Origin of the sequence: Kitasatospora sp. NPDC088351 (assembly GCF_040685575.1) — a bacterium.
Classification (GTDB): Bacteria; Actinomycetota; Actinomycetes; order Streptomycetales; family Streptomycetaceae; genus Kitasatospora.
The window spans coordinates 85,645-98,616 of the sequence record NZ_JBFBIL010000014.1; the positions used below are offsets into that span (position 1 = coordinate 85,645).

The window sequence follows — 12,972 nt, forward strand, 5'->3', positions numbered from 1 at the left end:
TCCCGGCCGGGGCCGGAGCGGGTGTCAGAGCGGCATCAGGGCCCAGCCGAAGGCCGAGGCCATGCCGCCGAGCAGGGCGGCGCCGCCGGTCAGGGCCGTTTTCATCGCTCCGGCCCACTGCCGGGCCGGGGCGGTGAGCGCCATCGCCGTCCACGCCAGGGCGGCGCCGATGGCCGGGCCGAGCAGCGGGGGCAGGAACACGGTGGCGGCCCGCCGGAGCCCGTCGGTGTCGTCGGCCCAGGCCGTCGCCATCACCCCGCCGATCGCCGCCCAGCCCGCGACGGCGATCGCCACCAGTCCCCAGCTGATGAACGCGAGGGTCGGCCACAGCGACTCCGCCTCCGGCCGGCCGGCGTCGGTCATGGCGCTCTCCCCCAGGGTTGATCTTCTCTGTCCCGGACGCCCGCGCCGCCGTAGCGGTTCCGGTGCGAACGCGCGCGGGCCCCGCCGGACGGAAGGTCCGGCGGGGCCCGCGTGGTGCGGTGCCAGGTGTCAGGCGTCGACGTCGGCCAGCGCGGCCTCGGAGTCGAGGACTCCCGCGACGGCCTGGAGCACGGCGGCGATCTTCATCGAGGCCTGGACGACCTCGCGCTCGACGCCCGCCTTGCGGAGCACGGCCTCGTGCGAGTCGAGGCACTGGCCGCAGCCGTTGATGGCGGAGACCGCGAAGCACCAGAGCTCGAAGTCGACCTTCTCGACGCCCGGAGTGCCGATGATGTTCATCCGCAGACCGGCCCGCATGCTGCTGTACTCCTTGTCGGAGAGCAGGTGCAGCGTCCGGTAGTAGACGTTGTTCATCCCCATGATCGCGGCCGCGCCCTTGGCGGCGTTGTACGCCTCCGGGGAGAGGTTGGCCTTGGCCTCGGGCTCCAGCGCACGCAGCACCGCGGGGCTGCGGGTGGCCATCGCGCAGGAGAGCACGGTGCCCCAGAGCTGCTGGGCGGGGAGGTCGGAGTTGCCGATGACCGCGCTCAGGTTGAGCTTGAGGTCCTTGGCGTAGTCCGGGAGGGCGGACTTCAGGTCGTCGAGGGCCATGGGTCAGCCCGCCAGCAGGGCCTGGGCGTCGAGGGTGTCCTCGCCCTTGGTCCAGTTGCACGGGCACAGCTCGTCGGTCTGCAGGGCGTCCAGCACCCGCAGGACCTCCTTGGGGTTACGGCCGACGGAGCCGGCGGTCACCATGACGAACTGGATCTCGTTGTTCGGGTCGACGATGAACACCGCGCGCTGGGCGGTGCCGTCGGCGGCCTCGACGCCACAGGCGCGCATCACGTCGTGCTTGACGTCGGCCAGCATCGGGAACGGCAGGTCGCGCAGGTCCTTGTGGTCCTTGCGCCAGGCGTGGTGGACGAACTCGGAGTCGCCGGAGATGCCGAGGATCTGGGCGTCGCGGTCGGCGAACTCCTCGTTCAGCTTGCCGAACGCGGCGATCTCGGTCGGGCAGACGAAGGTGAAGTCCATCGGCCAGAAGAAGACGATCTTCCACTTGCCCTCGTAGGACTTGTGGTTGATCTCGGCGAAGGCGTTCGCGGCGTCCAGGTCGACACAGGCGTTGAGTTCGAACTCGGGGAACTTGTCACCGATCGTGAGCACGTTCGCTTCTCCTGAAGGTGAGACTGAGGGGAGTTTTGTCCGGATTGCGGAACGCCCTCCACGATTCCACATCGTGGACTGATCAGGGAAATAGCTAGACTCGTTGTGTCTGATCGGAGAGAGCTATCAATACCCCGCCGCCCCCCGCTGGGACCAGGCCCCGCAAGGGCGCCTCGCGCAAACCCGACGCGACTGTGTCGAGCGCCACAGTCCGCAGCCCCCGCACACCCACGGTCGCCCAGCTCAGGGCGTTCGTCGCGGTGGCCGAGCACCGGCACTTCCGGGAGGCGGCGGCCGCCACCGGGACCAGCCAGCCGGCTCTGTCGGGGGCGGTCGCGGCGCTGGAGGAGTCGCTCGGCGCGCAGTTGGTCGAGCGTACGACGCGCAAGGTCATTGTCACCCCGCTGGGGGAGCGTGTGGTCGAACACGCGCGCCGGGTGCTGGCCTCCGTGCAGGCCCTCACCGAGGAGGTCGAGGCCGCCCGCCGCCCGTTCACCGGCCCGCTGCACCTCGGGGTGATCCCGACCGTCGCCCCCTATCTGCTGCCGACCGTGCTGCGGCTGGTCCGCGACCGCTACCCGGAGCTGGAGCTGCACGTCCACGAGGAGCGCACGCCCTCGCTGCTGGAGGGGCTGGCCGCCGGGCGGCTGGACGTGCTGCTGCTCGCGCTCCCGGCCGGCGGGGCCTCGCCCACCCGGGACGTCCCGCTGTTCGACGAGGACTTCGTGCTGGTCACCCCGCCCGGGCATTCGCTCGCCGGGCGGATCGACGTTCCGCGCGACGTGCTGCTCGACCTGGAGGTGCTGCTGCTGGAGGAGGGGCACTGCCTGCGCGACCAGGCGCTCGACATCTGCCGTGAGGTCGGCGCCGATCCCGGCGGCTCCACCACCCGGGCGGCCGGGCTCTCCACCCTGGTCCAGCTGGTCGCCGGGGGTCTGGGGGTCACCCTGCTGCCGGCCACCGCCCTGGACGTCGAGGCGGGCCGCACCGACCGGCTGGCCGCCGTCCGCTTCGCCGCCCCCGCGCCGGGCCGTCGGATCGGGCTCGCCACCCGGCCGGGCTCCGCCCGCAGCGGCGAGTACGACCGCTTCGCCGCCTCGCTGCGCGAGGTGCTGGTGGAACTGCCGGTCCGGATCGTCCAGTAGCCGCGGCGGCCGGTGGCAGGCCGGCCGGCGGTGGTCAGGCGGGCGGTGCGGCGCAGAGGTCGACCGTGGCGGCGACCAGCAGGTCCAGCGCCCGGACCGCCTCCGCTTCGGCCGCCGGGCCGGCGTCCCTGAGCACCAGGTAGCGCCCGCAGAGGCCGTCGAAGCCGGCCAGGAAGTGGACGGCGATGTCGTGCGCGGGCCGCGCCAGCGGCTGGCCGTGCGCCTCGGCGAGCGCGGTGATGATGCCCGCCGCCGTCCGCTCCATCTCGTCCTGGAGTCCGCGCATGATGTCCTGCAGACCGGGGTCGCGCATCGCCAGCGTCTCCAGCTCGGCGAGCAGGATGCACCGCCCCGGCTCCCCGGTGGTGCTGGCCCAGAGCGCGTGCACCAGCGCCCGCACCTGCTCCCCGAACGGCCCCTCGCCCGGGGCCGCGGCGCGCACCTGGCCGATGAAGTCGGCCATCAGCTGCTCCACCACGGCCCGGTACAGGTCCTTCTTGGTGCCGAAGGTGTAGTGCACCGTCGCCTGCGCCACGCCCAGCTCGGCCGCGATCGCCCGGGTGCTGCCGGCGGGGACGCCCTCGCGGGCCATGAGGTCGATGGCCGCCTGGACGAGCTGCGGACGCCTTTCGGCGGCGGGGACGTGAGCCATTGGGACAGGGTAGCGCTCTGGTCGATTGACGTGGTCGAACGACGTGACCCATCGACTCGGTCGATCGGCTCTGTCGAACGACTTTGTCAGATGACAAACTTGCCCCTACGGTAGTGGGCGACCTGTTCGGGCACTCGGCTGCCCGACCGACCTGACCGAGGGCTCACTCATGGCCACGTATCTGTACCGCCTTGGCCGCTACTGCTTCCGCCGACGGCGGGCCGTGCTCGCCGTCTGGCTCGCCGTGCTGATCGCGGTCGGCGGCGCCGCCGGGGCGTTCGCGGGCAAGACCAGCGACGAGTTCAAAGTGCCCGGCACCGAGGCCCAGAGCACGCTGGACCGGATCAAGGACACCTTCCCGGCCCAGGGCCACGGCTCCGCGCAGGTGGTCTTCGCCGCCGCCGGGCCGGGCGGCATCGCCGCTCCCGAGGCGGGCCGGGCCGTCACCGAGGCGGTCGGTCGGATAGCCGGCGTGCCCGGCGTCGCGGCCGCGCCCGACCCGTATGCCACCGGGGCGGTCTCACCGGACGGCAGGGCCGCGATCGCCCTGGTCTCCTTCGACCGCAAGCTCGCGGACATCACCGACGAGCAGCGCGACGCGGTGAAGGCGGCCGCCGAGCCGGCCCGGGCCGCCGGGCTGACGGTCGCCTTCGGCGGCGACGCGTACAACCGGATGGCACAGGTCGAGGGCGGCGAGGCGGTCGGCCTCGCGGTCGCCGGGGTGGTCCTGGTGCTCACGCTGGGCTCCCTGGTCGCCGCCGGGCTGCCGCTGCTGACGGCCTTCGTCGGGGTCGGCGTGGCGATGGCCGCGCTGCTGGCCCTCTCCGGTTCGTTCGAGATCATCACCACCGCGCCGGTGCTGGCCCTGATGGTCGGCCTGGCGGTCGGCATCGACTACGCCCTGTTCATCGTCTCCCGGCACCGCCGGCACCTCGCCGAGGGCCTGGAGCCGGACGAGGCCGCCGCGCGGGCCAACGCGACGGCGGGCAGCGCGGTGGTCTTCGCCGGGCTGACGGTCGTCGTCGCGCTCGCCGGGCTCGCCGTCGCGGACGTGCCGTTCCTCACCGTGATGGGCCTGGCCGCGTCCGGCGCGGTGGTGGTGGCGGTGCTGGTGGCGATCACCCTGCTGCCCGCGCTGCTCGGCTTCGCCGGGCGGGCCGTCGACCGGCTGCCGGTCCGCCGGCGGGCGCCGCGGGCCGAACCGGGCCGGCCGCCGATGGGTGAGCGCTGGGCCCGGTTCGTGGTGCGCCGGCCGCTGCCCGTCCTGCTCGCCGGGCTGGTCGCGCTGGTCACCCTCGCGGTGCCGGCGGCGAGCCTCACCCTCGGCCTGCCGGGCGGCGGCTCGCAGGCCGCCGGAACGGACGCCCGCAAGGCGTACGACCTGATCGGCGAGAGCTTCGGGCCCGGCTTCAACGCTCCGCTGGTGGTGGTCGTGGACGCCCAGGGCGCGCCGCGGCCGGAGCAGGCGGTGCAGGACGTCGCGGAGAAGCTGGGCACGCTCAAGGGGGTGCGGACGCTGCTGCCCCCGACCGTCGACCCGGTGAGCCGGACGGCGCTGCTGACCGTCATCCCGGAGACCGGCCCGGACCACGCGGACACCAAGGCGCTGGTCTCCGGGATCCGCGACCAGCGCGACGGACTGCGGGCCGCGACCGGCGCGCGGATCGACGTCACCGGCACCACGGCCGCCAACATCGACGTCTCCACCAAGCTCGGGCAGGCGCTGCCGCCGTTCGTCGCGGTGATCGTCGGCATCGCGATGGTCCTGCTGGCGCTGGCGTTCCGGTCGATCCTGGTGCCGCTCAAGGCGGTGGCCGGGTTCCTGCTCAGCATCACGGCGTCGCTCGGCGCGGTGGTCGCCGTCTACCAGTGGGGCTGGCTGGACGGTGTGATCGACGTGCCGAAGGTCGGGCCGGTGGTGAGCTTCGTGCCGATCCTGCTGATCGGGGTGCTGTTCGGGCTGGCGATGGACTACGAGCTGTTCCTGGTCTCCGGGATGAAGGAGCACCATGTGCACGGCATGGCGCCCAGGGACGCGGTGGTCGCCGGGGTGCGGGGCGGCGCGCGGGTGGTCACCGCGGCGGCGCTGATCATGGTGGCGGTCTTCGGCAGCTTCGTCTTCGGCCACGACCCGATCGTCCAGCCGATCGGCTTCGCGCTCGCGACCGGCGTGCTGGTGGACGCCTTCGTGGTGCGGATGGCCCTGGTGCCGGCCGCGATGGCGCTGTTCGGCCGGGCGGCGTGGTGGTTCCCGAAGAGCCTGGAGAAGGTGGTGCCGAGGGTCGACATGGAGGGCGAGCAGCTGATGGCCCACCTGGAGGAGCGGCCCGGGCCGGTGAAGGTGGCCGAGCCGGTCTGACCCGTTCCGGGCCGGCCCGGGGACGCCCGGTGGTCCGCGGGGACCACCGGGCGTCCGCCGGTCACGGCAGCCGCTGCTCGAACCAGACCACCTTGCCGGTGCCGAGCCGGGTGGCGCCCCAGCGCTCGGCGCACCGGGCCACTATCTGCAGCCCGCGCCCGCGTTCGTCCTCCGGGCCGATGCGGCGCGGCCGGGGCAGCAGCGGGCTGTCGTCGCCGACCTCGCAGCGCAGCCGGGTGGTGCGGACCAGGCTCAGGGTGACCGGGCGGGTGGCGTGCTGCACCGCGTTGGTCACCAGCTCGCTGACCATCAGCTCGGTCGCCTCGCAGAGCTCGTCGAGGCCCCAGCGGCGCAGCGTGTGGGCGGCCAGCCGACGGGCCCGCCCCGGGGTCTCGTTGCGCGGTTGCAGGTACCAGTGCGCGACGTCCCCGGCCGGGATGCCCTCGAAGCAGGCGGCGAGCAGCGCGATGTCGTCGCCCCGGTCGCCCGGCGGCAGGATGCGCAGCGCCTCCTGGCAGAGCTGCTCGGGGGTGTGCCGCTGCGCGCTGGCGAGGCGGGCGCGCAGCAGTTCCAGCCCGTCGCTGATCGGGCGGCTGCGGGTCTCCACCAGGCCGTCGGTGAAGAGCAGCAGGGAGGAGCCGGGCGGCGCGGGCAGTTCGACGGAGGCGAAGTCGACGCCGCCGACCCCGATCGGCGCCCCGGCGTCCAGCTCCAGCAACTCGGCCGTCCCGTCCGGCTGGACGAGCACCGGCGGTACGTGCCCGGCGTTGGCGAGCACCACCCGGTTGGCGATCGGGTCGTAGACCGCGTACACGCAGGTGGCCAGGTGCTGTTCCCGGCCGAGCCGCTGGGCCTGCTCGTCGAGGTGGTACAGCACCTCGTGCGGCGGCAGGTCGAGCGCGGCCAAGGTCTGGGCGCTGGTGCGGAGTTGGCCCATGATGGCGGCCGAGGTGAGCGAGTGGCCCATCACGTTGCCGACGATCAGCGCCACCCGGTTGCCGGGCAGCGGGACGGCGTCGTACCAGTCGCCGCCGACCTGGGCGCCGCGCTCGCCGGGCAGGTAGCGCTGGGCGAGGCGGACGCCGTGCGGCTGGGGGAGGCGCAACGGCAGCATGCTGCGCTGGAGTTCGTTGGCTATCTCCCACTCGCGGGCGTACCGCAGGGCGGTGTCGATCGCCAGGCCCGCCTGGGTGGCGAGGTGGGCGGCGGTGGCGGTGTCGGTGGCGTCGAAGGTGGGGCGGCCGGTCTTCTCGGACGGCCGGCGGATCAGCACCAGCATCCCCAGGACGGCCTTGCGGCCGCGCAGCGGCAGGGCGAGGACGGAGGTGCCCGGGCCGAGCCGGGCCAGTCCGCGGGCGCCGTACAGCTCGCGCAGCAGCCCGGCGGTCCGTTCGGCGCCGGGGGTGCCGAGTACGGCGGGCTCGGCCGGGCGGCGGCTCAGCAGGGCGTGCGCGAGCGCTCCGCCCCGGGTGACCGGGGTGGCGGGCCCGGTGTCGGCGGTGGAGCGCGAGCCGTACCGGGTGGCGTAGCGGGAGTTGCGGTGGTCGGCCCCGCCGCTGGGGCGGCCGCGGCGGCCGAGCCGGGTGCCGTGGCTGTGGTGGATCCGCAGCTCGTCCGGGAAGCCGGGCTCGCGCTCGACGTTGGGCAGCGGGTCGCGCAGGTGCACCACGGCGGCGTCGGCCAGGGCCGGGACCAGGACCCGGCAGATGTTGCGCAGGGTGGCGGCGAGGTCGAGCGCGCTGTTGATCCGCCGGGTGGCGGAGTCGAGGTAGGAGAGCCGTTCGGCGACCTGTCCGGGGTCGTCGCCCGTCCGGCCGTCCGCGGTGTCCGGCGGGCGGCGCCGGTTCGGGACGGCAGGAGGCTGTCCGGCCTCGGGTTTGAGCTGGTCGCGCACGGCTGCCTGTCCTGGGGATCGGTGGGGAGTACTGGCTCTTCTGGTCTGGCGGGTGGTCAGCCGACGCGTCGACAGCACAGGAACAGTTGCTCCTCCGGCGGCAGCGAGGTACTGGCCGGTGCGTAGGAATGCCCCGACCGCTCCTCGACGGCGAACCCGGACTCCACCAGTACCCGTTCCAGATCCTCCCTCAGATACCCGCTGATCCGCAGCTCCCGGCCGAGGAACGGGAGGGGAACGTGATCCAGATCCGCCTCGACCATGCCGAGCGCCAGCAGCCCGCCGGGCCGCAGCAGTTCGCGGAGCCGGGCGAGTACGGTGGGGATCTCGTCCTGGGGGAGGAGGATCAGGGAGAAGAACGCGGTGACGGCGGCGAAGGTGCCCCGGCCGCGCGGCCCGAGTTCGGGGACGTTCCAGGCGCGGTCGGCCCGTTCGGTGGCCAGGTCGTACAGGTCGATGCGGTGGAAGGCGGGCGGGTACGGGCCGCCGTGGCCGGCCTGCCGGGCCAGCGTGAGCATAACGTCCGAAAGGTCTATACCGGTGACGTGCGCACCGCCCGCGACCAGCTGCCGGACGGTCGGATCACCGGCGCCGCAGCCGACGTCGAGGACGGCGGCACCCGGTTCGAGCGCGGCCAGCAGCCGGTGGCCGCAGGCGAGCTGTCCGTCCTTGGCGGGGAACGCCTCGGCGTAGCCGGTGCCGATGGTGTCGAAGGCGACCGCCTGCAGGGCGCGAGCGGCCCGGCGGCGCAGCACGTCGGGCTCGTCGTCACCCGCGTCCTCGTCGACGGGGAACGGGTCGGATATCTGTCCGGTCGTCACGATTGAGAGGCACCCTTCCACCCTGGCCTCCGGTCGGCTGTACGAGGCCGGGCCGCCGTCCTCCCGGCGCCCGCGCTGCCCCGCCGGCCAGCTGCCGGTGGCGGTACGTCACGCTCCCCGCGTCACTCTGACTGCACTCTGACACTTTGCACAGAGACACTCTGCACCGTGGGAGCGCCTGCGCGCTGCCGTTTCCGGATGCTCCGCCGGACAGGTGCACTCGTGTGTGTACTGGCATCTGAGAATATGCGTGATCACTCCACCATAGGGTCCCTTTCCAGCCAACTCGTCGCGGTTGGGGTGGTGTGGCCCGGGTTGCGGAAGCACGACGGTGCGGGCCGAGGTGGTGCGGGCCGGGACCGCACGCCGCATGGCGCGTTCGAGCCGCGCCGCTGACCTGCGCCGCCGACCTGCGAGCGGGCGGTCCGGCGGGCCGACGACCCGGCGTTTATCGAACGTCAATCGGTCCGGTGCAGAGTGGAACCAGCGCCGGGGAAGCGTTGAGGGTGCTCCCGCAGCCGGGGGGCTGCGGGGGCACCGAACGCATCGGGGGAGACCTCCACGGGGGGATGTCGGGGGACGTCGGAGGTCTACGGCGCGGGGGGACAGAGGGGCTCGGTGTGCTGCTGGGAGATGAGGTCCGCCACGGGGGAGGCCTCTGGCACACCGAGCCGTATGAAGATCGCGTGGGCCTCCTGGAGGCACGCGAGTCCGCGCGCCGGTTGGGCGAGGCCGAGCAGCGCCTCGCCCAGCGCGGCGTTGGCCAGGCCCTGGCAGTAGGCGCCGTCGATCTCCTGGGCGATCGCCAGCGACTCGCCCGCCGCCTCGGCCGCCTCGGCCGCCTCGGCGGTCTGCCGGCTCGCCAGCAGGCTCACCGCGAGCCGGGCGAGCGCGTAGCCCTCGCGGAGCCGGTTCTGCTGGGTCTGGTAGAGCTGGTGGGCCTCGCGCAGGTGCGCGACCGCCTCGGCCGGCGAACCGGTCGAGGACAGCACCACGCCGAGCTGGTAGAGGGTGTCCGCGAGGCAGGGCCCGTTCGCGGAACGCCGGGCGGTGACGGCCGCCTCCTCCACCGAACGGACCGCGGACTCGCTCTGCCCCGCGTTGAGCTGGGCGCGGGCGATGTTCCCGAGCAGCCGGGCCTCGCCGATGGGGAACCCGATGACCCGGCTGATCGCCAGGGCCTGTTCGAAGAACGGCAGGGCCTCGGCGGCGCGGTCGGAGACGCTCAGCACGATCCCGAGAATGTTGGCGACCATCGAGCGCAGCACGGTGATGTCGTCCGTGCCCTGAAGGTCCAGGCTGGCCCGCAGCGAGCGCTCGGCGCCCTGGAAGTTGTTGGCGAAGTACTCCAGCGTCCCGAGGGCGAAATGGACCCGGGCGAGGGCCTGGGTGTCCCCGTGCGCCTGCGCGTTGGACTCGGCGGTCTCCAGCAGCCGGCGCGTGCGGGGACCGTGCGTCGGGTCCTCGACGATGCTGTTGAGCGCGATCAGCAGATCGAGAGCGGGCCGCAGCAGGGCGGACGGCCCGTTGACCGCGGCCTCCACCGTGCTCAGCAGCATGCCGACCTCGGTCCGCAGCCACTGCTGTGCCGCCGCCCCGGTCGCCAGGGCGAGCCCGGGCGTCTTCAGCCCGTCGAGCGGTTCGGGCAGCTGGTCGTCGGGCTCGATGGCCTGCGCGGCGTTGCGCATGGTCGGCAGCACGTGCTCCAGCAGCCGGAGAACGGCGCGCTCCTGCTCGGCGGAGTCCGCCAGCTTCTCGTTCTTGCGCTGGGCGTACAGCCGCAGCAGGTCGTGGTACCGGTAGCGGCCGGGTGTGAAGCACTCCAGCATGTTCGCCTCGACCAGCGACTCCGCCAGCGTCTCGGCGTACGCCTGTTCCTCCCCGAGCAGCGCCGCCACCGCGTCGAGCGGAAGGTCGGGCGAGTCCACCAGGGAGAGCAGACGGAACGCGCGGGCCTCGTCGGGCCGGAGCTGGCCGTAGCCGAGGCCGATGGTGGTCTCCACCGCGAGGTTGCCCAGCTGCAGCTCGTCGAGCCGCCGCCGTTGGTCCGCTAACCGCCGGGCCAGATCGGAGACGCTCCAGCGAGGCCGGCTGGCCAGCCGCGCCGCGGCGATCCGAACCGCGAGCGGCAGGAAACCGCAGGAGGAGACCACGGCCAGTGCCGCGTCGGGTTCGGCGGCGACCCGCTGCTCACCCACGATGGTGGAGAAGAGCGCCAGGGCCTCCTCGGGAGTCATCTCCTCGACGTCGACCAGGTGGGCGCCGGGAATTCCGGCCAGCCGGGACCGGCTGGTGGCGAGCACCGCGCACCCGGACACGCCGGGGATCAGTGGCATCAGCTGGTCGGCGTCCTGGGCGTTGTCCAGCAGGATCAGCATGCGGCGCTTGGCCAGGAGGGAGCGGTAGAGGGCCGCCCGCTGCTCCAGCGAGTCGGGCAGTTCGGTGGCGCCCAGCGAGTGCAGGAAGTCGCCGAGTACGACGGCGGGGTCGGCGGGGGACGCGCCCGCGCCGCGCAGATCGACGTAGAGCTGGCCGTCCGGGTACTCGGAGCGCACGCTGTGCGCGACATGCACGGCCAGGGTGGTCTTCCCGACGCCGCCGATGCCGGCCAGCGAGGTCACCACGACCGCCTGGCCGGTGCCGTTGCGCAGGGTTGCCCGCAGTTCCGCGACCAGTGCGGTCCGGCCGCTGAAGTCGGAGACGTCGGCGGGCAGTTGGGCCGGCGCCGGGGAGACCGCGGAGCCGTCGTCCCGGCTCCGGCTGTGCGGTCGCGCGGGCGGGTCCGGGGTCAGGGCCTGATCTCCCGCGAGGATGCGCGCGTGCATGGTGGACAGGCCGGCTCCGGGCTCGACCCCGAGCTCGTCGATCAGGAGCTTCCGGGTGTCCGTGTAGACGCCGAGCGCCTCGGCCTGCCGGCCGCAGCGGTAGAGCGCGAGCATCAGGAGTTCGCGCAGCCGTTCCCGGAGCGGGTGTTCGGCGGTGAGCGAGCTCAGCTCGGAGACGACCTCGGTGTGCTGACCGATCTCCAGCGCGGCGGCGCAGCACTCCTCCCACACCGAGACATGGCGCTCGGCGAGGCGGCTCCGCTGTGTCTCGGCGTGCGGCCCCGGCACTCCGGCCAGGGCCCGGCCGCTCCACAGCCCGAGTGCCGACACCAGCAGCCGGTGGGCCTCGAACAGGTCGCCGTCGGCCCTGGCCGCGGTGGCCTGCGCGACGGTGGTCTCGAAGACCGTGAGATCGAGTGCTTCCGAGGAAGTCCGCAGGGCGTATCCGTCGCTCACCGAAATGAGGATCTCGGCCGGTGCGCGAACCTCGCGATGCGGTTCGATCACCGCCCGGAGGCGGGAGACGTAGGTGCGCAGTGCGGCGATGGCCTGCGGCGGGGGGCGATCACCCCAGAGGCCGTCGACGAGATCCTGGGTGGCGACCGGGCGGCCCTGCTGGAGCAGGAGCGAGGTGAGCACCGCCTGCTGCTGCGGAGAGCCCAGCGCGAGCGACTCCGGGCCGCGCCACGCCTGCACCGGACCGAGCACCTGGAAGCGCAGCGTCGAACTGTGCGGCGTTTCCTGAGGCTCCATGAATTCCCCCGATGACCTGTGGCGGTGCCCTGCACGTACAGGGCGTTCGGCGGTCCCGCTGCGGTCGCATCAGCTTAGGCGGACAGCTGCAAACGCTGGAGATCAGCATCAGCGTTGCGATGTTTATAGGACATTTAACGGTTCCTACGATACTGTCCGGGCGCCTGGGTCGAACCGGTCGGGCGCACGCAGATCCCGATGACCTGAAAGGCAGCCAGCCATGGCCGAGATTGAGCCCACCAGCGCCACGACCCCGTCGGCCGATGCGGACACCCCCGAGGCCGCGGCGAAGACGGCTGCCGAGGTCATCGCCGAGGCTGCGGCCGATGTGGCCGGGTACACGGCCCCCGCCGACGAGAAGCACGAGGAGCCGCAGGAGCTCTTCGGCGGCGAGGCCGTCGAGCCCGAGCACGTCGAGGCCAAGCCGGGCGAGACCGTCCCGCTCGGTGCGATCAACGCTCACCCGTAGCCGCCCGCAAGGCCATCCGCCCCGTACCTCGGCGCTCCTGAGGTGCGGGGCGTTCGTCGTTCCCGGCCCGCCGGGTCAGGCCACCCGGCCCTCGTTGAGGCGGGAGTCCCGGTTGCGGGCCGCCAGGCGGGCGCTGAGCCTGGCCCGGCTCTCGGCGGCGGGATCGGGGTCCGCCCCGGTCTGGGCCGTCTGCGGTTCCTGGGCCGTCCGTGGTTCCGGGACCGCCTCCGGTGCCGGGCCGACGCGGTCGGGGCGGGTGGTCCACTCGCGGCCGCCGCCCAGGGGCCGCAGGTAGTGCTCCCCGCCGATGGTGTCCATGTAGATGCCGGTGCGTCCGGTCCTGCCGTCCAGGACGAGTTCACCCGCACGCGGCCGGTAGGCCGCGGCGTCGCGCTTTCGGGTGCTCACCGCGCTGCTCCTTGCTCTGGTGCGGGCGCGGCGATGGGTTCGCCGGCCCTGGTCGC

Annotated in this window: 11 protein-coding genes; 3 read left to right on the forward strand and 8 right to left on the reverse strand. The window is 73.4% G+C overall.

Annotation, left to right across the window (positions count from 1 at the left end):
• Positions 1 to 24: 24 nt before the first annotated feature.
• The 3 genes from AB0P06_RS13665 to AB0P06_RS13675 all read right to left on the reverse strand — a co-directional run bounded on the left by AB0P06_RS13665 (position 25) and on the right by AB0P06_RS13675 (position 1,590).
• Positions 25 to 363, reverse strand: coding sequence for a hypothetical protein (locus AB0P06_RS13665; protein WP_363607433.1), 339 nt, complete (start codon positions 361 to 363; stop codon positions 25 to 27).
• A 129-nt stretch (positions 364 to 492) separates the two neighbouring features.
• The gene (locus AB0P06_RS13670; RefSeq protein WP_363607434.1) at positions 493 to 1,035 is read right to left on the reverse strand and encodes an alkyl hydroperoxide reductase; all 543 of its coding nucleotides are present in this window, start codon (positions 1,033 to 1,035) and stop codon (positions 493 to 495) included.
• Between the two features lie 3 nt (positions 1,036 to 1,038).
• Positions 1,039 to 1,590, reverse strand: a complete 552-nt coding sequence (locus AB0P06_RS13675) for a peroxiredoxin (RefSeq protein ID WP_363607435.1) — start codon at positions 1,588 to 1,590, stop codon at positions 1,039 to 1,041.
• A gap of 194 nt (positions 1,591 to 1,784) precedes the next feature.
• Between AB0P06_RS13675 and AB0P06_RS13680 the strand changes: the two genes are divergently transcribed.
• Positions 1,785 to 2,735 (forward strand): LysR substrate-binding domain-containing protein, encoded by a 951-nt coding sequence (locus AB0P06_RS13680; RefSeq protein ID WP_363607436.1) that lies wholly within the window; start codon positions 1,785 to 1,787, stop codon positions 2,733 to 2,735.
• 34 nt (positions 2,736 to 2,769) lie between these two features.
• On the opposite strand, the gene AB0P06_RS13685 is transcribed toward AB0P06_RS13680, so the two are convergent.
• Positions 2,770 to 3,387 (reverse strand): TetR family transcriptional regulator, encoded by a 618-nt coding sequence (locus AB0P06_RS13685; RefSeq protein ID WP_363607437.1) that lies wholly within the window; start codon positions 3,385 to 3,387, stop codon positions 2,770 to 2,772.
• A gap of 169 nt (positions 3,388 to 3,556) precedes the next feature.
• On the opposite strand from AB0P06_RS13685, the gene AB0P06_RS13690 reads away from it, so the two are divergent.
• Positions 3,557 to 5,746, forward strand: coding sequence for an MMPL family transporter (locus AB0P06_RS13690; RefSeq protein ID WP_363607438.1), 2,190 nt, complete (start codon positions 3,557 to 3,559; stop codon positions 5,744 to 5,746).
• A 61-nt stretch (positions 5,747 to 5,807) separates the two neighbouring features.
• On the opposite strand, the gene AB0P06_RS13695 is transcribed toward AB0P06_RS13690, so the two are convergent.
• From AB0P06_RS13695 to AB0P06_RS13705, 3 genes are all read right to left on the reverse strand, one after another.
• Positions 5,808 to 7,640 (reverse strand): SpoIIE family protein phosphatase, encoded by a 1,833-nt coding sequence (locus tag AB0P06_RS13695; RefSeq protein ID WP_363607439.1) that lies wholly within the window; start codon positions 7,638 to 7,640, stop codon positions 5,808 to 5,810.
• A gap of 56 nt (positions 7,641 to 7,696) precedes the next feature.
• The gene (locus tag AB0P06_RS13700; protein WP_363607440.1) at positions 7,697 to 8,461 is read right to left on the reverse strand and encodes a methyltransferase domain-containing protein; all 765 of its coding nucleotides are present in this window, start codon (positions 8,459 to 8,461) and stop codon (positions 7,697 to 7,699) included.
• A 590-nt stretch (positions 8,462 to 9,051) separates the two neighbouring features.
• Positions 9,052 to 12,039: a BTAD domain-containing putative transcriptional regulator gene (locus AB0P06_RS13705; protein ID WP_363607441.1), complete on the reverse strand. Its 2,988-nt coding sequence runs from the start codon at positions 12,037 to 12,039 to the stop codon at positions 9,052 to 9,054.
• Positions 12,040 to 12,259: 220 nt separating this feature from the next.
• On the opposite strand from AB0P06_RS13705, the gene AB0P06_RS13710 reads away from it, so the two are divergent.
• Positions 12,260 to 12,508 (forward strand): hypothetical protein, encoded by a 249-nt coding sequence (locus AB0P06_RS13710; protein WP_363607442.1) that lies wholly within the window; start codon positions 12,260 to 12,262, stop codon positions 12,506 to 12,508.
• A 75-nt stretch (positions 12,509 to 12,583) separates the two neighbouring features.
• On the opposite strand, the gene AB0P06_RS13715 is transcribed toward AB0P06_RS13710, so the two are convergent.
• The gene (locus AB0P06_RS13715; protein WP_363607443.1) at positions 12,584 to 12,916 is read right to left on the reverse strand and encodes a hypothetical protein; all 333 of its coding nucleotides are present in this window, start codon (positions 12,914 to 12,916) and stop codon (positions 12,584 to 12,586) included.
• Positions 12,917 to 12,972: the final 56 nt, after the last annotated feature.